Source organism: Cupriavidus sp. CPT47-8839-RL05A (assembly GCF_058792255.1).
The window spans coordinates 296,555-316,244 of record NZ_JBYTEG010000005.1; the positions used below are offsets into that span (position 1 = coordinate 296,555).

The 19,690-nt window shown below is 68.6% G+C and carries 20 protein-coding genes; 10 read left to right on the forward strand and 10 right to left on the reverse strand.

From position 1 onward, the window contains the following. Positions 1–15: 15 nt before the first annotated feature. The 5 genes from cpaB to AC3WVS_RS08305 all read right to left on the reverse strand — a co-directional run bounded on the left by cpaB (position 16) and on the right by AC3WVS_RS08305 (position 3,781). A complete protein-coding gene (cpaB, locus tag AC3WVS_RS08285) occupies positions 16–969 on the reverse strand; it encodes a Flp pilus assembly protein CpaB (RefSeq protein WP_492318188.1) in 954 nt (317 codons plus the stop codon). Between the two features lie 29 nt (positions 970–998). Next, complete coding sequence (locus AC3WVS_RS08290; RefSeq protein WP_492318219.1) at positions 999–1,475, reverse strand: TadE/TadG family type IV pilus assembly protein; 477 nt, start codon at positions 1,473–1,475, stop codon at positions 999–1,001. A gap of 72 nt (positions 1,476–1,547) precedes the next feature. Beyond that, positions 1,548–2,024, reverse strand: a complete 477-nt coding sequence (locus AC3WVS_RS08295; RefSeq protein ID WP_492318189.1) for an A24 family peptidase — start codon at positions 2,022–2,024, stop codon at positions 1,548–1,550. Positions 2,025–2,048: 24 nt separating this feature from the next. Then, the gene (locus tag AC3WVS_RS08300; RefSeq protein ID WP_492318190.1) at positions 2,049–2,225 is read right to left on the reverse strand and encodes a Flp family type IVb pilin; all 177 of its coding nucleotides are present in this window, start codon (positions 2,223–2,225) and stop codon (positions 2,049–2,051) included. Positions 2,226–2,593: 368 nt separating this feature from the next. Continuing rightward, entirely contained in the window at positions 2,594–3,781 is a 1,188-nt protein-coding gene (locus AC3WVS_RS08305; protein ID WP_492318191.1) for a collagen-like triple helix repeat-containing protein, read from the reverse strand. Positions 3,782–4,510: 729 nt separating this feature from the next. Here AC3WVS_RS08305 and AC3WVS_RS08310 point away from each other — a divergent pair. Both AC3WVS_RS08310 and AC3WVS_RS08315 read left to right on the forward strand, forming a co-directional pair. Further along, positions 4,511–5,929: a collagen-like triple helix repeat-containing protein gene (locus AC3WVS_RS08310; RefSeq protein ID WP_492318192.1), complete on the forward strand. Its 1,419-nt coding sequence runs from the start codon at positions 4,511–4,513 to the stop codon at positions 5,927–5,929. Positions 5,930–6,112: 183 nt separating this feature from the next. Continuing rightward, the gene (locus tag AC3WVS_RS08315; RefSeq protein WP_492318193.1) at positions 6,113–7,780 is read left to right on the forward strand and encodes a ShlB/FhaC/HecB family hemolysin secretion/activation protein; all 1,668 of its coding nucleotides are present in this window, start codon (positions 6,113–6,115) and stop codon (positions 7,778–7,780) included. A 177-nt stretch (positions 7,781–7,957) separates the two neighbouring features. Here AC3WVS_RS08315 and AC3WVS_RS08320 read toward each other — a convergent pair whose 3' ends face one another. Further along, the gene (locus tag AC3WVS_RS08320; protein ID WP_010809809.1) at positions 7,958–8,164 is read right to left on the reverse strand and encodes a dodecin; all 207 of its coding nucleotides are present in this window, start codon (positions 8,162–8,164) and stop codon (positions 7,958–7,960) included. A 235-nt stretch (positions 8,165–8,399) separates the two neighbouring features. On the opposite strand from AC3WVS_RS08320, the gene AC3WVS_RS08325 reads away from it, so the two are divergent. From AC3WVS_RS08325 to AC3WVS_RS08335, 3 genes are all read left to right on the forward strand, one after another. Further along, positions 8,400–9,107, forward strand: a complete 708-nt coding sequence (locus AC3WVS_RS08325; RefSeq protein WP_492318194.1) for a phospholipase D family nuclease — start codon at positions 8,400–8,402, stop codon at positions 9,105–9,107. 94 nt (positions 9,108–9,201) lie between these two features. After that, on the forward strand, positions 9,202–9,912 hold the full coding sequence (locus AC3WVS_RS08330; RefSeq protein WP_492318195.1) for a dienelactone hydrolase family protein: 711 nt from the start codon (positions 9,202–9,204) through the stop codon (positions 9,910–9,912). A gap of 127 nt (positions 9,913–10,039) precedes the next feature. After that, a complete protein-coding gene (locus AC3WVS_RS08335) occupies positions 10,040–11,581 on the forward strand; it encodes an acyl-CoA synthetase (RefSeq protein WP_492318196.1) in 1,542 nt (513 codons plus the stop codon). On the opposite strand, the gene AC3WVS_RS08340 is transcribed toward AC3WVS_RS08335, so the two are convergent. Beyond that, the gene (locus AC3WVS_RS08340) at positions 11,578–12,267 is read right to left on the reverse strand and encodes a glycine zipper 2TM domain-containing protein (RefSeq protein ID WP_492318197.1); all 690 of its coding nucleotides are present in this window, start codon (positions 12,265–12,267) and stop codon (positions 11,578–11,580) included. The genes AC3WVS_RS08335 and AC3WVS_RS08340 overlap by 4 nt on opposite strands. Before the next feature lie 132 nt (positions 12,268–12,399). Then, positions 12,400–12,858: a MarR family winged helix-turn-helix transcriptional regulator gene (locus AC3WVS_RS08345; protein ID WP_011616392.1), complete on the reverse strand. Its 459-nt coding sequence runs from the start codon at positions 12,856–12,858 to the stop codon at positions 12,400–12,402. A 238-nt stretch (positions 12,859–13,096) separates the two neighbouring features. On the opposite strand from AC3WVS_RS08345, the gene AC3WVS_RS08350 reads away from it, so the two are divergent. Next, complete coding sequence (locus AC3WVS_RS08350; RefSeq protein WP_492318198.1) at positions 13,097–13,660, forward strand: YggT family protein; 564 nt, start codon at positions 13,097–13,099, stop codon at positions 13,658–13,660. A gap of 140 nt (positions 13,661–13,800) precedes the next feature. Then, complete coding sequence (locus AC3WVS_RS08355; RefSeq protein ID WP_492318199.1) at positions 13,801–14,010, forward strand: hypothetical protein; 210 nt, start codon at positions 13,801–13,803, stop codon at positions 14,008–14,010. Positions 14,011–14,063: 53 nt separating this feature from the next. On the opposite strand, the gene AC3WVS_RS08360 is transcribed toward AC3WVS_RS08355, so the two are convergent. Next, positions 14,064–15,044: a LysR family transcriptional regulator gene (locus tag AC3WVS_RS08360; RefSeq protein WP_492318200.1), complete on the reverse strand. Its 981-nt coding sequence runs from the start codon at positions 15,042–15,044 to the stop codon at positions 14,064–14,066. A 61-nt stretch (positions 15,045–15,105) separates the two neighbouring features. Between AC3WVS_RS08360 and AC3WVS_RS08365 the strand changes: the two genes are divergently transcribed. Both AC3WVS_RS08365 and AC3WVS_RS08370 read left to right on the forward strand, forming a co-directional pair. Continuing rightward, positions 15,106–16,707 (forward strand): MFS transporter, encoded by a 1,602-nt coding sequence (locus AC3WVS_RS08365; RefSeq protein ID WP_492318201.1) that lies wholly within the window; start codon positions 15,106–15,108, stop codon positions 16,705–16,707. A gap of 118 nt (positions 16,708–16,825) precedes the next feature. Further along, the gene (locus tag AC3WVS_RS08370; RefSeq protein ID WP_492318202.1) at positions 16,826–17,668 is read left to right on the forward strand and encodes an IclR family transcriptional regulator; all 843 of its coding nucleotides are present in this window, start codon (positions 16,826–16,828) and stop codon (positions 17,666–17,668) included. Between the two features lie 15 nt (positions 17,669–17,683). Here AC3WVS_RS08370 and AC3WVS_RS08375 read toward each other — a convergent pair whose 3' ends face one another. Then, positions 17,684–18,505, reverse strand: coding sequence for a phytanoyl-CoA dioxygenase family protein (locus AC3WVS_RS08375; RefSeq protein ID WP_492318203.1), 822 nt, complete (start codon positions 18,503–18,505; stop codon positions 17,684–17,686). A gap of 253 nt (positions 18,506–18,758) precedes the next feature. On the opposite strand from AC3WVS_RS08375, the gene AC3WVS_RS08380 reads away from it, so the two are divergent. Then, positions 18,759–19,685, forward strand: a complete 927-nt coding sequence (locus AC3WVS_RS08380) for an AAA family ATPase (protein ID WP_492318204.1) — start codon at positions 18,759–18,761, stop codon at positions 19,683–19,685. The last annotated feature ends 5 nt before the right edge of the window (positions 19,686–19,690 follow it).

The window sequence follows — 19,690 nt, forward strand, 5'->3', positions numbered from 1 at the left end:
TCGGCGCCCACGTTCTTATTCGATCTCGCGCTTGCCCGCGCGGATGACTTCCACGCCTGCGCTTTGTCTTGCCTGGGCTGGCGCGGGCGGCACGGCAACCTGCAACGGCCGCGGCGCCGGCGCTGCCACCGGCGCGCGGGGGGCGGAGGCACCGGCGGGGGCGGCCAGGCCGGACAGCACCACGCCGGCCATGGCCTTGTCGGGGGCGGCGCGCGGCGCGTCGGCGGGAACGCCGGCGCGCGCGGCCAGTGCGGGCGGGGGTTCGGCAAACATGCCGTCGCTGGGCATGGCTTCGTCCTGCGGATTGCGCAGCGCCAGCAGCAGGCGCCCGGACTGCTGCGCCATCGCCAGCCGGCTGACCTGCTCCAGCGGCACCGACAGCACCGCGGTCTTGGCGCCTTCCTGGCGCGCCATCATCTGTTCCGGCTTGGCGTTCTGCGGCCGGTTGACCGAGGCGACGCCGTAGGCCAGCACGCGCAGGCGCGACAGCAGCATGCGCGCCTGGCTTTCCGGGATCTCCTGCTGGTCGCGGCGCAGCACCAGGAAGACATCGACATAGTCGCCCGGCTGCACCTGGTTGCCGACGCCGATGACTTCATCGACCGACACGGCCACCGCGCGTTCGCCCTCCCGTACCTGCGTGGCCAGGCCAGCCAGCAACTGGCTTTCGAGCACCGGCACGTTGGCGCCAAGCGCCACCAGCGGCACCTGCCCCGTCACGCGCGCCACCTCGCTGTAGGCGCCGGTGGGATCGATCGGGAGCATCTCGACCTTGAGCGACTCGGCGGCAAGGGGCTTGCCCGCTTCCACCGCTTGCGTGGTCACCACCACTGCGTGCAGCGGTTTGGCGGATGTCGATGCCGCGGGCGCCTGTGCCGGCTGGCGGCCCACTTGCCACGCCAGCAGCGCAAGCAGCAGCGCCAGGCCAAGCAGCGCCACCGCCAGGAGTCGGATCTGCTTGCTGGTCATGCGGATTTCCTTTGGATGGGCATGGCGGCTCAGATATCAGGAGAAAGCTGGACCATTGCCGAGCCCGACAGCGTTGCGGGGACCGGGACCATCGGCACGGCGGGGAGGATGTTGGTGGTGGGAAGGTTCAGCGTGACCTGCACGCAGACGTCGGTGGAGCCGGATACACAGGGCACTGCCTGCGCAACGTTGCCGGTGGACAGCAAATTCCTGATGGATGTGGGAAGCGTGCCGCGCGCCATCGCAGCCGCTGCATCGACGCGAGCGCCTTGCGTGGCCGCGAGGCCTGAGCCGGAAACGCCCGCTGGATAGCGCAGCGCAGCGCGCGCGCCCTCTTCGGCGGCCAGCGTCAGCACCTGCTGCAGCGCCAGCATCACACCGTAGTAGACGATGCCGATCACGATGGCGAGCAGCACCGGCGCCACGATCGCAAACTCGATCGCAGCGCTGCCGGCGCCGTGGCGGCGCCGGTTGATCCCCCTGTTGACCCTTGCGTGCAGCAACATCTGAAACCCCGGTCCCTTGGTGTTCTTTCGCGCCGACCGGCGGCGCAGCCTGCTTGCCACTAGCCTGTCCGGCTAAAGGCCCGCAGCCATCCAGGCCAGCACGCCCACGGCCAGGTACGCGGCATACGGAATGCCGCGCGCCCGCGAAAACTGCGCCGTTGGAATAGGTCCGCTTTCCTGGTGATCGATGGCTTGACTTGTAGCCGGCGCGCGACCGCCCCGTGCAAGCGCCAGCAGCGCGTGCACCAGCCCGAGCAGGTTGCCGACGACCCATGCCACTACCAGTCCTTGCGGCCCGGTGAACAACCCCGCCACCGCCAGGAACTTGACGTCACCCGCCGCCATCTGCCCGAGGGCATATACCGGCAGCGTGACCGCAAGGCCCAGCCCGGCGCCGATCAGGCGCGTGGTCAGCGGCAGTTCCATGCCCTGTCCGGCGAGCAGTGACAGCCCGAGGGCCAGCACGGCAGCCGCCAGCAAGGCGTTGGGAACGCGCCGATGGAGGAAGTCTGTGTAGAGGGTCGCCGCGCAGAGGAGCGCGGCAATCACGCCGGTCTTATGGTTTCGGCTTGTTTACTTGAACCATCCCGAAACCGTGACCGAAAGCCGATCGAAGCTGGCGTTAAGCTCCGTGCCGAGTTTGCCAGCGCCGACGGCAATCGCCAGAGCGACAAGCCCGACGATCAGGCCATACTCGATAGCCGTCGCCCCGCGCTCATCGTTAATAAAGCGTGCAATGAGTCGTTTCATGATTTCCACTCCCGAAGTGATCTGATGCCGCGATCACGCTTCCCCCGTTCGATTATCACGGTGCTCTGTGGCCCGCTCTTTTATCGACTTTTCACGCTTGCTGCGCTTTCTTTTTAAGACATGGAATGTCTCAACCATACCCCTCCTACGGGTGATAGCAATGACCCAAAGGGGTTAAGACGCGCGTTTGAAACGACCCGGCACGCCCGGGTCACAGGTTGTTAAAGAGCAGGCAGACCGGCCGGGAACCGGCCTGCAACTTGGCATTGCGGTCATAGGCCGCAATGCCAGCCAAAATAAAAAGATGCGCTGCGACGGGGTGATGAGCGACAGCGCACCGTGAAAACACCTAGCCGGTATGAGACATTTCAGTGCAGCAGGCCTCCCACCAGCGGCAGTTGCAACGTCTTGTGGTCACCGCTGCCACCCTGGCTATCGTGTGCGCCTTGCTTCAGCCCGCCGACCAGCCCGGTCACCGGCGCCAGCAGCGAGGTCACGGGACCGAGCGCGCCGCCCGCGGAACCGCCCTCACCGCCGCCACCGACCTTGGCCAGCGGCAGGTTGTTCAACACGCCGCCGAGCAGGTTGCCGCCATGGCCGCCATCGCCACCGTACCCGCCGCCCGCGCCTGCCAGCGGCAGGTTGCTCAGCAGGCCACCAAGCGGGTTGCCGCCGCCCTGACCATTGCCGTTGAGGATCGCGCCAGCGGCCGCTACCGTCTTGCCGGCCTCAGTCACCACGCCACCCAGCGGCGAGACCACCGGTGCGTGGGTGTTGCTGATCATGCTGCCGCCGGCCGCCACCGTATTGCCGACCTTGTAGAGCAGGCCGTTGCCCGGCTCGCCCAGGTGCGTGGCTGCGCCCAGTGTCTGCGTGCCGTCGGTGACCTTGCTGGTCAGCGGCACGATGACCTTGCTGACCGTATTCGTGACCTGCGCGACCGGGCCTTCGGACAGCACGCTGTGCAGCTTGCCGCTGCTGTCGTGCACCGCGATGCCCACGTGCCTGACCAGGCCACCCACCGGGGTGGTCACCGGAGCCAGCGGCGCCAGCTTCTCGGTGCCCAGGCCGTACACCAGGTCGCCGCCGCTGATCAACGCCTCGCCCACGTCGTGGACCACGTTGCTGGTGCTGGCCACAGTCACGCCAACCGGGTTGTCGACCGAACCCATCTGCCCCAGCCCGTCGCGCACGCCGGCACCGAGCGAGCCAATGGCGCTACCGGCCTTGATCACCACGCCGCCGGCGCCTTCGCGCGCCTGAGTGGGCAGCAACGGCAGCGGCGCTTCCTGGATGCTCTTGCCGATGTCACTGATGGCATTGCCCGTGGCCACCACGGTATTGCCCGCGCCTTCGGTCACCTTGGCGGTGGGCGTGGTCTCGCCCGATGCGGACGGTCCCGGCGTGACCGGCGTGTCGATGTTGCTGTTGGGCCGCGGATTGGCGCCGCTGCCGCCACCGCTCGACGAACAGCCTGCCATCAGCAAGGCAAGGGCGGCCACGCCTGCCGCGGCCAGTGAGGTCATGCCATGCTGCGACGGATGCTTGATATTCATTGTCCTTCTCCTGTCTTGTTGGCCACGGTGTTGCCGGCCGTCTTGTCTTATGTACGCCGCATGGGATTGCCGACGAGCCTCCCCGGTGTCCCGCTTTGTTCCTCTGGCGGACCGCTCCGAACCGGAACCGCAAGACAGTGGAACGCGAGATCGTCGGCGCGTCTGGACAACCAATGGCAAGGCGCGTGCCAGCGGCGCCAGCGGTGCCGGCACGGAATCGGCCACGGCGCTGCGAGCCTTGCCTGGCGCGGATTAGCGGGTGACGCGGGGTAGCAATCGGGCGGGCACAAACGTCGTTGCGGCGCGGGCCTGATGTGTTACGTGCTACGTAACGTGTTCCGGGATACGGGAACACGGCGGCGCGGATGACCGTGACGGGAGGCGTCGGCAGCGCGTGGCACGCCGCGCTTTCCTGGCTGGTTCGCCGTCGCCGCGAGCCCGCCGTTCCGGCTGTCTTGTTCCCTGCAGACGACACACGTTACGTAACGCGTAACGCGCGGCCGCCCTGACACCCCATCCCCGGCAGCGCCGCAAGCGGTTCCCACGGCTCCCCTGGAAGCCGTACCCGGCAAGGCTTTGCGGGCACCACACCCGACTTCCGCGGGGTCCGTTCCAGGACGCGCCGCAGCGCTGGCATACCGATTGCGCCATATCCGTCACCGCCGCACGCAGAATGCGAACGCGTTGCGCGGCCGAGCGATTTAAACGACGGGAATGAGGGAACAGAACATGCGCAAACAACAACTCGCCGTAACGGCACTCCTCGCAACCTTGCTGGCCCTGGGTGGCTGCGCCAGCGGCAGCGGATCGACCTCCATGGGCACCAGCGACACGGCGGGCACCAATGGCGGCACCAAGACCACGGGTACCGATGGCACCGGCGGCATGGGTGGCTCCGGCGGCAGCACCGACGTCGCCGGCGGCGGTACCGGTGGCACGGGCGGCGGCACGGGTGGTACCGGTGGAACGGGTGGCAACGGCGGCAACACTGGCGGCGGCGAAACGCCTACCGCACTGACCCCGACCGCCACGGTCATCAATAATGCCGGCACGGTGCTGGGCAATACGGGCAGCACCGTCACCGACCTCGGCAACCAGCTCGGCAGCGCCAACCTGCCGCTGGTGCCGACACAGACGCAAAGCGGCCTCGGCGGCGTGGTGGCCTCCACCGGCGATGCCGTGGGCGCGCTGGCCACGGGCCTGCAAGCGGGCCTGGGCAGCATCCCCAATTCGACCAATCCGGTTGGCACCACGGTCGCCAGCACCGGCAATGTGGTCACCGAACTCGGCAAGGCAGTGTCCAGCGCCGGCACCGCTGTCAGCGGCCTGGGCACCGGCCAGCTCGCGCCGCTGGCGCCACTGACCTCGCCGCTGGGCACGGTGGTGGACCAGTTGGGCGACACGGTAAGCAACGCCGGCGGCACGCTGACCACGGTCCTGTCGACCGGCGCAGTCGAGCAGGTGACCATTACCACCAGCAAGCTGATCGTGCCGATCACCTCGCAGCTGACCGGCGCCACGCAGACGCTGGGCGCGGCCACGGGCCTGGGCGCCCCGGCCAACAACCTGCTCGCAACCGTGGGCGGTGCGCTGGCCACGGCGGGCACCAAGCTGCAACAGACCAACACGCCGGTAGTCTCGGGCGTCGGCGGCGTGGTGAGCGCCACCGGCACGACCGTGGCATCGCTGGGCGGCGCAGTGAACGGGCCCGCCAGCGGCGGCGGCCTGGGCGCGCTGAGCCCGGTCCTGGCACCGGTGACTGCGCTGGCCGGGGGGCTGACTGGCGGTGCAGGCGCTGGCGGTACGGGTTCGCCGCTGGCGCCTGTCACCAGCCTGGTGAGCAGCATCACCGGCGGCCTTGGCGGTGCCACCGGCGGCGGCACCGGTTCGCCGCTGGCACCGGTCACCACCGCGGTCAGCGGCGTGGTGAATGGCGTGGTGGGCGGCGTCACCGGCGCCGCGGCGGGCACCGGCACCACCAGCCCGCTGGCTCCCGTCACCAATGTTGTCGCCGCCGTGACCGGTGGCGCCACCTCCACCGCGGGCAGCACCACCAGCAAGGGTTCGACCACCGGCGCCACCGGCCCGATCGGCGGCCTGGTTGGCGGCCTGCTGGGCGGCCTGACCGGTGCGCTCGGCCAGAAGTAATCCTGCCTCAGCCGCTGCCCTGGCGATCGCCTGATCGCGGGCAGCGGAGCACACCAGATTCAACGTAGCGGCCACGCGCTGAGCCGGCAGCATCGGACAGCAGGCGCCCGGGGGTAGCGGCAATCCCCGCGCCAGTGGCACGCGACGTCAATAGCCGCAGTATTTCCTTACAGGGGTTTTGCCATGCGTGCACGTCATCGCGTTGCCGCGCTGCTGGTCGGCGTCGGCGCGTTCCATCACGGCCTGGTCCAGGCCGATCCGCGCAGCCCGGTCCAGGGCGACCCAACCCAGACGCTCCCGAAGATTGCTCCGGCCCGGCCCGACAGCAGCGTGACAGTGCAGGTCGAACGGCCGCAGGCGGCCATGCAGGACCTGCTCAATACACGCCTGACACCGCGCCGCTTTCGCATCGAAGGCGCGAAGACGCTGCCGTTCGAGGAGGTAGCCGCGCAGTTCAAGCCGCTGGCCAATCGCGAGATCACGGTGGCGCAGCTGCTGGAAGCGGCCAACACGGTGACGCAGATGTACAAGGACCGCGGCTATCCGCTTTCGTTTGCCTTCGTGCCGGCGCAGGACTTTGCCAACGGCGATGTGCTGATCACCGTGGTCGAAGGCTATGTGGCCAAGGTGACGGTCACAGGCAAGGCGGGCCCGGCAGAGGGCCGGCTGCGCGCCATTGCCGAGAAGCTGCAGCAGGACCGCCCGCTGCGCCAGGACCGATTCGAACACTACGTCAATGCACTGGCCCTGCAGCCCGGGCTGCAGGTGGCGGCCACGGTGCAGCCGCCGACCACCACCGACGGCGCCTGCGAGATGGTGCTCGACGTCAAGCGCAAGCCGTTCACCTTCGGCACCGGCATTGAATACATGTCGCCAGGCCTGCGCGCCATTGCCACCGCGACCACCAACAGCCTGACGCCGCTGGGCGAGCAGATTTCGGTCTCGGCACTGTTCCCCAAGGGCCGCGACAACGAGGAGTACTACGCCGCCAGCTACGCGCAGCCGCTCGGCACCGAGGGCATGATCGCGCGGCTCAATGCCTCGCACTACCGAGGCGTGCCGCAGAACGCCACGCTGGAGGCGATCGGGTTCAACCCGCGCTACGTCAACGACACCAAGCGCATCGGCGGCTCAGTCAGCTATCCGCTGCTGCTGTCCAACGCGCATACGCTCACGCTGACCGGCGGCTTCTACGGCGCCGACCAGTTCGAGCGGTACACCCACACCGCCACCGGCACGCGCGTGACGCTGGGCACCAACGTGCGCGTGGGCACCGCGGAGCTGACCTACGTTCAGCGCGGCGAAGGCGTGAGCCGCAACGCCACGCTCGGCCTGTACAAGGGTTTCGATGCGCTGGGCGCGAGCCGCCAGAACAACACCAACGACCTGAGCTTCTTCCGCACGCGGCTGCTGCTGTCGCAGTCGAAAGACCTGCCGGCGGGCTTCGGCCTCACCGTGGCCGCGGCGGGCCAGTACAGCGGCGACCGCCTGGCCTCGGGCGAGCAGATCAGCTTCGGCGGACGCTTCTTCGGGCTGGGCTATCCCGCCGGCGAAGTGGCGGGCGACAAGGGCTGGGGGGCCTCGGCGGAAATCAGCCGCCTGTTCCTGCCCGACATGAACTACCTGCGCACCATCCAGCCCTATGTGTCGGCCGACGTGGCGCGCGTGTTCTCCAACAGCATGTCGCTGTCGCACCGCAGCCTATCATCGGTAGCCATTGGCGCGCGCTTCTCGGACCGGCGCTACTACACGCTGGATATTTCGGTGGCACAACCGGTGGGTGACAAGCCGACCAATGCAAGCCGTCGGTCGCCGCGGATCAACATGACTTATTCGTACCAGTTCGACTGAGCTGGTCGCGTTTGGGCTGACGACACCAGGTTTCCCTGCACCCGGCCGACGGCAGTCTCGCGTCGGCCGATTTTTTTATCTCGAAGGCTGCGTCCGGAGCGAGCACGCGCACCAACCCGCACAGGCAGCGCAGCCCGTGCCGGCACGCAATACCGCCGCGCAAGCGCGGCGCCGCACTCAGCTCACGCGAAAACCGATCTTCAGCGTGACCTGGTAGTGCGCGATCTTGCCGTTCGTGATGTGGCCGCGCGTTTCCACCACTTCGAACCAGTCGATGTTCTTGATGGTTTCACCGGCCTTGGCAATGGCGCTCTGGATGGCCTGGTCGCAGCCATCGGGTGAAGATCCGACGATCTCGACCAGCTTGTAGGTATGGTTGCTCATATCCCTCTCCTTGGCGGGCGGCCCCGCGGGGGTTCCATCCATCATAGGCGCGGGTGCGGATAGTCCCAAGGGCAGCGGCGGTGCACCGATGCTGCAGCGCATAGCCGGCCGCAGATCCTGTTACACAATCACGCTTTGCCAGTGGCGTATGCGGCTGCTACGCTGCGAACCCCGCCCCGACGGCATGCGGCGCGCGGCGCGCGCATGCCGTCATTCACCGACGCAAAGATCCGCCGTGACTTACAGATTCATTCGCCGGGCCGTGCTGGGCCTGGGCCTGGCCGCCGCCGTGTCGGCCTTCACCTCGTTCAGTCCCTTCGCGCTGCTGGCGCATGCCCGCTCGGCTTCCACCTTCGACCAGGTGACCGACACCATCGCCAACAGCATCAGCGAGACCTTCAACGAGGCCGTCGCCAACCACTTTCCCACGCGCACCGGCAAGCCGGCCCAGCCGCCGGATGCGAAGCCGGTGCCGGCCAAGCCGTTTGCCGATGGCAGCGGCTACACGCTGTGCTTCGTGCCCGATGGCGCGAGTTGCCAGGCGCTGCTGATCAATGCCATCCGCAGCACGCGCCAGCGCCTGCTGATCCAGGCCTATTCGTTCACCAGCGCACCGATTGCCGAGGCCGTGGCGCAGGCGCACCGGCGCGGCGTGGACGTGCGCGTGATCCTGGACAAGAGCCAGCAGTCCGAGCGCTATACCAGTGCCACCTACCTCAAGCATGCCGGCGTGCCGGTGGTGATCGACAACAAGCCCGCGATTGCGCACAACAAGGTGATGGTGTTCGACGACCAGGCAGTCTTCACCGGATCGTTCAACTTCACCAAGTCGGCGCAGGAGCGCAACGCCGAGAACGGCATGCTGATCCGCGGCGACGCCGCCGTGGTCAGGGCCTACACCGACAACTGGAACAAGCGCTACCAGCAGTCGCGCGCGTACTGACGGCAGCAGCAGGGCGCCCTGCCCTGCACGAAGCGGCGCGCAGTGGCAAACTTGCAGCTTTCCTGTTCAGAGCCCTTCCGGAGAGCCTTTCCCCATGACAGCCATCCCCGACAGCCAGTGGATCCGCGTTGACACCGCAGCGGGCAGCTTCGATGCCTACCTGAGCCTGCCGCCGGCAGGCGTGCAGCCCGGCGCGCCGGGCATTGTGCTGCTGCAGGAGATCTTCGGCGTCAACGAACATATCCGCGCCGTGGCGGACCAGTACGCCGCCGACGGCTATGCGGTGCTGGCGCCCGACGTGTTCTGGCGCCAGGCGCCACGCGTGCAACTGGGCTACGAAGGCGACGACATGGCGCGCGGCATGGCGCTGCGCAAGGCGGTGGATGTCACGGCCGCGCTGGACGATATTGCCGCCGCGGTGCAGGTGCTGCGCCAGCACACCGGCGCCGGCAAGGTGGCGGCGGTGGGCTATTGCTTCGGCGGCCTGCTGTCGTACCTGAGCGCGGCGCGCGGGCTGGTGGATGCGGCCGTGCCCTACTACGGCGGCGGCATCCAGAACCAGCTGCAAGAGGCGGCGAACATCCGTGTGCCGGTGCAGTTCCACTACGGCGCGCTCGACGCGCACATCCCGCCAGAGGCCGTGCAAGGCGTGCGCGACGCCATGGCCGGCAAACCCGGCAGCGAGATCTACGTCTACCAGGGCGCGGACCACGGCTTCAACTGCTGGGCGCGCGGCTCCTACCACCAGCCCAGCGCCGCGCTGGCGCACGGGCGCGCGCTGGTGTTCCTGTCGGAAGCGCTGTAGTCCACCCCGACGCGCTGTAGTCCCACCCCGAGACGCTGCCGCCTTGCCATGGCCGGGCGGCAGCCTTTATCCTCGGCGCTTGGCTTCAAGACTTGCTGGACCCCAAACCATAACAATGGAGACCACCATGCAGTCAGAGCAGCAGCGCGCCCTGCGCAACACCATTCCCGACGCCATTGCCCGCGCCGTGCGGCGCAGCCCGGGCAAGACCGCGATCCGCTTCGGCGAACGGGCCTGGACCTACCGCCAGCTGGATGAGGCCGCGGCCCGCGTGGCCGGCGCGCTGGCGCAATGGGGCCTGCGCCCCGGCGACCGCGTGGCCGCCTTCGGCAAGAACTCAGACGCCTATGTGCTGCTGTGGCTGGCCTGCCTGCGCAGCGGCCTGATCCATGTGCCGGTCAATTTCTCGATGACGCACGCGGAAGCCGAGTACATCGTCACGCAATCGGGCGCCAGCGCGATCTTTGCCGATCCGGCGCTGGCCGACCGCGTCGACGGCCTGCCCTGCAAGGTCAGCGGCACGCTGCACGGCGGCAAGGTGCGCGATGTCCTGGCCGCCGCCGCCAGCGGCCCCGCGGCACCGGTGTCCGATTCGCTCACCGACACCACGCCTGCGCAGATCCTGTACACCTCGGGCACCACCTCCGCCCCCAAGGGTGCCGTGCTGACCCATCGCGCGCTGCTGGCCGAATACGTCAGCACCATTGCCGCCTGCGATATCCGCGAATCGGACTACTCGCTGGCCGCGCTGCCGCTGTACCACTCGGCGCAGATGCATGTCTTCCTGATGCCGCTGCTGCTGTGCGGCGGCACCACGCTGATCGCCGACAGCCCCGAGGCCGGCTATTGCCTGCGCACCATCCACGCCGAGGGCATCACCAGCTTCTTTGCGCCGCCCACGGTGTGGATCGCGCTGCTGCGCCATGCGGACTTCGATCCGGCGCGGCTGGGGTCGCTGATCAAGGCCTACTACGGGGCCTCGATCATGCCGGTGCCGGTGCTGCTTGAGCTGCAGCAGAAGCTGCCGGCACTGCACTTCTACAACTGCTACGGCCAGAGCGAGATCGGGCCGCTGGCCACGGTGCTGGGCCCCGACGAACACGCCGGGCGCCCCGCCTCCGCCGGCCGGCCGGTACTGAACGTCGAGACCCGCATCGTCGACGAGACCATGCAGGACGTGCCGCCTGGCGAGTTGGGCGAGATCGTGCATCGCTCGCCGCAACTGCTGACGGAATACTGGGACAAGCCCGAACAGACCGCTGAAGCCTTCACCGGCGGCTGGTTCCATTCCGGCGACCTCGGCTATATGGATGCCGAGGGCTACCTGTACGTGGTGGACCGGATCAAGGACGTGATCAATTCAGGCGGCGTGCTGGTATCGAGCCGCGAGGTGGAAGAGTGCCTGTACACCCACGGCGCGGTGGCCGAGGCAGCGGTGTTCGCGCTGCCGCACCCGAAGTGGGTCGAGGCAGTGGCCGCCTGCGTGGTGCGCAAGCGCGGCCATGAAGACGCCGCCGAGGAAGAGCTGATCGCCCATGCGCGCCAGGCGCTGGCGCCGTTCAAGGTGCCCAAGCGCATCGTGTTCGTCGCGGACCTGCCACGCAACACGGCGGGCAAGCTGCTCAAGCGCCAGCTGCGCGAGGACTACGCGCAGCTGTTCGGCGCTTAGTACGGCACGGCTACGCCGTTCTCGACCTTGACGCGGTCGCCGATGCGCATCTGGTAGGCGTTGGACTGCGTCAGCGTCAGGTAGGCGTTGTCGCTGGTGCGCACGCGCACACGGTAAGCCGCGGCCGAGGATCCGGTGCGCTTCTCGACCTCGTTGCCGGCCACCGCACCGGCAACCGCGCCGCCGATGGTGGCCACGGTATTGCCGCGGCCGCCGCCGACCTGGTGGCCCAGCAGTCCGCCCACGATGCCGCCGACCACGGCGCCCGCGCCGCTGGTCGAAGGCGGCTGGCCGGGCACCACCTCAATCGCCTCGACCCAGCCGTAGCGCACGCCGTAGGCCTGGTTGCCGTAGTTGTTGCCGTAGCTGCCGTCCGGATATGACTGCTGTGGATACGGCTGCTGGGGATAGCCTTGCTGCGGGTAACCCTGTTGCGGATACCCTTGCTGCGGATACCCCTGCGGGTAGCCCGATGCCTGCGGGTAGCCCTGCTGCGCCGGGTAGCCGCTGATGGTGGTGCTGCCGCCATAGCCGCTGCTGCCGTAGCCGCTGCTGCTATAGCCGCCACCGTAGCTGCCGCCGTACCCTCCGCCATAGCCGTTGTCGTAGCCATACGGCGTGGCACACCCGGCCAGCGCACCGGCGCCAAGCACCGCAAGCACAACCGAACGAAGGGGGATGGACATGTCAGGACTCCTGCGCGCTGCGCGTGTTGGGGAATGCGCGCGAGTCTAGGGCCGCCGGCGGCCAGCGGGTGTCACCGGAACTTGTGATTGGTAACTGCCTGTAACCGGCTGGCAGTGCTGGCCTGCCGGGGCTCAGGCGCGCTCGGCGCCGTCGTCGTTGAACTGGGTGATGCGGGCCACGCGGAAAGCGCCGCGCAGCGATTCCAGCTCGGTCCGGTGCAGCATCGCCAGGCGGTTCAGGTAGCGCTCGCCCTTGGCCAGCAGGTGCACCTGCACCACGCGGCGGTCCTCGGGGTTGAGCCGGCGCCTGACCAGCCCCGCCGCCTCGCAGCGGTTGACCAGCGCCACCACGCCGTGCTGCTTTGCCTGCAGCCGCTCCGCCAGTTCGCCGATGGAAGCCCAGTCCTTGTCGGCACAACCGCGGATATGCAGCAGCAACAGGTATTGCTGCACGGTCAGCCCTTCCGCGCGCGCCGCATCTTCGGAAAATCGCAGGAAGCGCCGCAACTGGTAGCGGAAATCGGAGAGGGCCTCGAAGTCGGCCTTGGTAAGCGATGTGGATTTCCGGGACGGGGCGGACTTGCTGGGCATAAGGTGGCGAAAAAACGCAAAGGAGGAGGTAAGCGCTGTAACAACGCGCAAGACCACGGGCACGCGGCCGGTCCCGCAACCGGGGCGCACGCAATTATAGGGGCCGCGCACCGCGCCGCCAGCACAAACCTGTCCGCCAGGTCGCGTGCCCGACGCACAGTTGCATCGTGCCGGCGTCCGGCTATGGCAGAATCTGTGCGGTTGCAGACACCTTCACCCGTCACCGGAAAACGCACCGATGTTCTCGGAAATCGCTCTCTTCCTGCTGGATACCGTCTTCACCCTGTTCGGCATGGCGCTGTTGCTGCGCGTGTGGATGCAGCTCACGCGGCTGCCTACGCGCAATGCGGTGTCCCAGGGGGTGTTCCAGATCACCGACTGGCTGGTGCGCCCGCTGCGCCGGGTCATCCCCGGGGTGGGCGGCATCGACTGGGCCACGGTAGTGGGTGCATGGCTGACCGCGGTGGTGTTCCTGGTGCTGGTCGCGCTGCTCAGCGGCATCGACCTGCTCGGCTTCCTGCCGGCCATGCTGCTGACCGCCCTGCTCTACGTGCTGAAATGGGCGATCAGCCTGGTGATGTGGGTCACGCTGCTGATGGCGATCCTGTCGTGGGTCAACCCGCATTCGCCGATCACCCCGGCCATCGACCACCTGACCGCGCCGGTGCTGCGCCCGATCCAGCGCGTGGTGCCGCGCCTGGGCGGCTTCGATGTTTCGCCGCTGGTGCTGTTCGTGATCGCGCAGATCCTGCTGATGGTGATCGCGCGGCTGGGCGCCAGCATCTTCGGCATGCACTACTGAGCCAGCGGCGGCTCGGCACATTGTCCAGAATCTTGGACAGTGTATCGAGAATTGACCCTTTTTCTGCTCAGTGTGAAGTCCTACATTACAGGCACCGTGGCGCTTCCGCCACGCACCCTGCCTGAGAAGGACCTCACACCATGAAGACCATCGCCCAACGCCGCAGCCTGGCGCTTTCCCTGCTGTGCGCCGCCAGCCTGTCGTTTGCCGCGGCCGCTGCCCACGCCTCCGAACCCGTTTCCGACATCGCCCGCCTGGACGGCAGCATCGCCCACGTCGGCAAGGCTGATCCGTTCCTGGACGGCGCCAGGACCACCGACCGCCGCGACGCGTTCACCGACGGCGCCTGAGTCCCTGCCCCTTCCCTTGCCACGGCCCCGGCCGTGGCGGCCCGCCAGCGCCCTCAACCCGCCGGACGGGCCTCTCCCTCAGCCTGCACGCTCGCGGCTGCTTCCGCCCCCATCCCCCCGTCCAGGCCCGCCTCGGGCTCCAGTTCGGACACCATCATCGATTCGATCGCTTCCATGAAGGCCCGCACCTTGCGCGGCTGCAGGCGCCGGTCCGGCAGCAGCGCGAATACGCGCAGCGGCGGCAGCGGGTAGTCCGGCAACACGCGCACCAGCCGCCCCTGCGCGATCTCGGCCTCGCAATAAATGACCGACAGCCGGGCGATGCCCAGCCCCGCCAGCGCGCCCTGCAGGCGCAGTTCGGCGTTGTGGGTCTGCATGCGCGGACGGATCGGCACGGACACGGTCTGGCCGTCGCGGGTGAATTCCCAGACGGTGTCGCCGGGTGTGGTCAGCGTCGGCATATTGGCCAGGTCTTCCGGGCGCAACTGCGCCGGCAGGCTGGCCGCCAGCGCCGGCGCGGCAAACAGGCCGCGTTCGACATGGTAGATGCGGCGCGCCACCGTGCCGGAGTCCGGCAGGTCGGTATCGACGACGACGAAGGCCACGTCAAACCCGTCGCGGATCGGGTCGACCAGGCCCTGGGTGATTTCCACGGCCACGTCCAGCGCCGGGTGCGCCGCCAGCGTGCGGCAGATCACGCCACCCAGCTGCTGGGCGCCGAACTCATAGGGTGTGGCGATGCGCAGCACGCCCTGCACGCGCTCTTCACGCGCCAGCGTTTCCTGGCGAATTTCGCGCAGCCGCGCAAATAAGGGGGCGACATCGCGGTAGACCGCCTTGCCAGCATCCGTGAGGCGCATGCGCCGCGTGGTGCGCTCCAGCAGCTTGGCGCCGATGGCGGTTTCCAGCCGCGCCACCGCGGCCGAGACGCGCGACTTGGGGCAGTCCAGCTGCTCCGCGGCGGCCGTGAACGTCCCCTGCTCGACCACGCAGCAGAACGCCTCCCAATCATTCCATTGGATTGTTTCGTTCACCGGACAATGTTTCCCTGACAAGCTGTAGTTCCCGACGGCAGGCCTACATTATGCTTGAGCGATGCAACAAAAGCCTGTCCCGGCTGGACCGGACGCCTCAGCCCCCGCAGTTCCAGCAGCCCCAGCCCCCGCCGCCCCCACACCCCAGCGCCCGCGCATGCAACTCGCCAGTCACCCGGAAATGGGTCACTGGCGTCTTTCATTGTTCGGCCTGACGCTCGGGCTGGTGACCGGCATCGACTTCTCGTCCACGCTGATGATGGGCGTGGCCAGCCAGCATATCCAGGGCGGCGTCGGTGCCGCGCCGGAAGATTACCTGTACGCGATCTCGGCCTACGCGGCCACCGCGGTGCTGATGAACATGGTGCTGGACCAGGTCGCGCGCCGCATCACCTACAAGCGCTTCACCATGGGGGCGCTGCTGGTATTTGTCCTGGGCTCGCTGATCTGCGCCGAGTTTGCCAGCCCCACCGGGCTGATCACCGGCAAGGCGGTGCAGGGGCTGGGCGCCGGCGGCCTGTTCGCGGCCTCGCGCATCCTGGTGCAGCTGGTGTCGACGCCGGCAGAGCGCGGCCCGCTGATGCTGCGCTTCGGCGGCGGCGCGTTCTCGATGCTGGCGATCACGCCCTGGCTGACCAGCATCTTCCTGGACGATATCGGCTGGCGCGCGGTGTTCCTGTTCCAGGCCGGCATTGCGCTGCCGGTGCTGCTGTCGGTGGCGCTGACCTACCCGGCCCGCGCGCCGCGCGACCCGCATCCGCCGGTATCGACACTGGACTGGCCCGCCGCCATCGGCGCCGCGCTGGGCGCGCTGGTGTTCCTGCACACGCTGCAGGAGATGCGCTACACGCGCTTCTTCAGTTCGCTGGAAATGCCGCTGGCCGCGCTGTGCGGGCTGGCACTGTTCGCCTTCAGCGGCTGGCGGCTGTATCGCCATCCGGACCCGTGGATCGACTTCTCGCGCCTGGCCGGGCGCCAGTACCTGTACGGACTCGGCTTCTACACGCTGTACTACCTGCTCTCGTCGGCCTGGTCGTTCCTGCTGCCCTCGCTCACGCAGACCGGCCTGGGGCTGACCTTCCGCACCACCTGCATGCTGTTGTCGACCAGCGGCACGGTGTCGGCCATCGGCGCCATCCTCATCACGCTGGGCATGGCGCTGGTGTTCCGCAAGCGGCGCGTGATCGCCATCGGCTTTGTGGTCTACGCGTGCGCGGCGATGCTGCTGTCGCAGCAGTTGATGCCGGGCGCGCCGGACTACGCGCTGGTGCCGGTGGTGCTGCTTGAAGGGCTGACGCCGGTGCTGCTGATGGTGCAGGTGGCGTCGATGACTTACCTGGAAGTGCCGGTCGAGGATTTCTCGCACGCCTACCAGTTCAAGAACGTGTGCAAGCAGATCGCCTCGGCCATGGGCACGGGGCTGGCAAGCGTGTTCATGCAGGACGGCCTGGCGCAGCACCGCACCCACCTGGTGGAGCACATCACCCGCTACAACCCGGTGCTGCAGGCGCCGGATGCGCTCTCGGCAACGAGTCTGGCCAAAATCTCGCTGGAAGTCGACCGCCAGGCCACGCTGCTGGCCGGCATGGACATGCTGCACGGCTTTGCCGTGTTGTGCGTGGTGGCGGCAGTGTTCGTGCTTGCGCAGCGCAGCTTCCGGTAAGGAACCCACGCGCCAGGCGCCAGGCCATGTCCTGGGCCGGTACTGGCGCAATCCCGCCATTTCCTCTACCCTTTCGGCCTTTCCGTGCCAATCCGGCGAACCGCGCCGGGCTACGCAAATGGCCAGCCCCACCGATTCCCGCCAGAACCCGCCGCAAGCACCGCAGACCGCCGACAGCGCCGCCGCCACGCCCGAAAAGCCGAGCGACAGCTATGTGCAGTCCTTTGCACGCGGGCTGTCGGTCATCCGGGCCTTCAACGCGCAGCACCCGGCCCAGACGCTGACCGAGATCGCCCAGGCCAGCGGCCTGACGCGCGCCGGCGCGCGCCGCATCCTGCTGACGCTGGTGGGGTTGGGCTACGTGCAGGCCGACGGCCGCCTGTTCCGGCTGACGCCCAAGATCCTGGACCTGGGCTTCGCCTACCTGACCTCGATGCCGTTCTGGAACCTGGCCGAGCCGATCATGGAGACGCTGTCGCAGCAGGTGCATGAAAGCTGCTCGATCTCGGTGCTGGACGGCACCGAGATCGTCTACGTGCTGCGCGTGCCGGCGCGCAAGATCATGACCATCAACCTGTCGATCGGCAGCCGCCTGCCGGCCTATTGCTCGTCGATGGGGCGGGTGCTGCTGGCCGGCCTGGCCGAGCCCGAGCTCGACAGCGTGCTGCGCGCCACCGACCTGCGCGCGCGCACCAGCCGCACCGTCACCGACGTGGACGCGCTCAAGGCCATCGTCGCCGACATCCGCAAGCGCGGCTGGGCGCTCAACGACCAGGAGCTGGAAGAAGGGCTGGTGTCGCTGGCCGCGCCGATCCGCAACCGCGCCGGCCACACCATCGCCGCCATCAATATCAGCGGCCAGGCCAACCGCACCAGCGCACAGGAGATGCTGGAGCGTTTCCTGCCGCCGCTGCTGGAAGCTTCGGAGAAGATCTCAGGGCTGGTCGGGCTGCGCACCTGAGCGCAGCCGCGGGGATCAGACTGCCGCGGGCAGCTCCACGCTGCCGAACTCGGCCGAGCGCGTGCCATCCAGCGGCCGGTTGCTGGCCCCGAAATACGCAAACGCCACGGACAGCTTGACCGCGTTGGACACATTGCGGCCCGCCGCATGGAACAGCCGGCTGTCGAAGAACAGCACGTCGCCGCGGTGCAGCGCCAGCGGCTGCGCGGCATCCAGCAGGGGCTGGCTGGCCGGGTGGGCTTCGATCAGGAATTCGGCCGGGTCCAGCTGGCCCGGCTCCAGCTTCGCCTGGTGCGACCCCGGGATGACGCGCAGCACGCCGTTGCGCTCGTCCTCGTCGCCCAGCGCCAGCCACACCGTCACCAGTTCCGGCCGGGCAAACGACCAGTAGCGCGTATCGCGGTGCCAGCCGGTCTGGCTGCCGTAGTGCGGATGCTTGGTCATCACGCAGTTGTGGTGCGCCAGCGTGATGCGGGCGGGCTCGCCCAGCAGCGCCTGCACCACCGGCACCAGCTTCGGGTCGCTGGCCCAGCGGCGGAAGACCTCGTCGCGCCCGTAGGCCTGGCGCAGCCGCCTGACCGTGCCGCCGCCGGCGGCATCGCGCGCGGCCGGCGCGCCGGGGTAGCCCAGGTCGGCCTCGAACTCCACCGGCGGCACCGCCGCGGCCAGGTGCTCACGCGTCACCGCCTCCAGCGCCGCGCACGCCGGCTCGTCGGCAAAGCCGCGCAGGATCACGAACCCGTTGGCGTGGAAGGCCTGCACCAGGCGCGGCAGCGCACCGGCATCGGCAGACAGGACGGAGGAAGGCAGGTCGGCGCAGGGGTCCAGCGAGGTCATTGCAGCAGGCGCGGTACAGGCAGCGGAAAGAGGAATGGGAAGGGCCGCGGTGGCCCGACAGGCTCATGATGCCAGAACCGGCGCAATCTGGCGCAGACGCTGCACCATAACCATGCAGACAGCACCGGGGCACCCACTCTCCGTACGGAAACAGACGGTGCTGCGTGCCGCCCGCGCCGCTACAATGCGCTGGTCTTCACCCGATATTCCCTGCATCCACCCGCTATTTCCACCTTTTGCGCCGAGGTCCAACGTGACAGCTCGCCCACGCATCGTCGCTTCGCTGGCCGAGGCCCAGGCCCAGCTGGGCCGCATCGTTCTCGGCAAGCCGCTGCAGGTGCGGCTGGCGCTGGCCTGCATGCTGGCACGCGGCCACCTGCTGCTGGAAGACGTACCCGGCGTCGGCAAGACCACGCTGGCCCATGCGCTGGCGCGCACGCTCGGGCTGCAATACCAGCGCGTGCAGTTCACCAGCGACCTGCTGCCGGCCGACCTGATCGGGGTTTCGGTCTTTGTCCGCGACGCCGGCGAGTTCCGCTTCCATCGCGGCCCGGTGTTCGCGCAGGTGGTGCTGGCCGACGAGATCAACCGCGCGCCGCCCAAGACCCAGAGCGCGCTGCTCGAGGCCATGGCCGAGGGGCAGGTGACCCATGACGGCACCACGCACGCGCTGCCGTCGCCGTTTTTCGTGATCGCCACGCAGAATCCGCTGGAGCAGATCGGCACGCATGTCTTGCCCGAATCGCAGCTGGACCGCTTCACCATGCGGCTGTCGCTCGGCTATCCCGACCCCGCCTTCGAGCGCGTGCTGTACCTGGGCGGCGCCAGCGCGCCGGAGCTGCCGCCGGTGATGGATGGCAGCCAGGTGCTGGCGCTGCAGGAGGCTGCCGCACAGGTGTACGCCAGCCCGGCGCTGGTGGACTACGTGCTGGCGCTGGTGCAGGCCACGCGCAGCCACGGCGGCTTTGCCGCGGGGCTGTCGCCGCGCGCGGGGCTGGCGCTGCTGGCCTGCGCGCGCGCCTGGGCCCTGCTGGCGCAGCGCAACATGGTGCTGCCGGAAGACGTGCAGGCGGTCTTCACCGCGGTGGCCGCGCACCGGCTGCTGCCGGCCGGCGCGGGCGGCCACGCCGCCGTTGCTGGCGAACTGGCCGCGCTGCAGGCCGGCGTGGCCATTCCCTGAAGGCC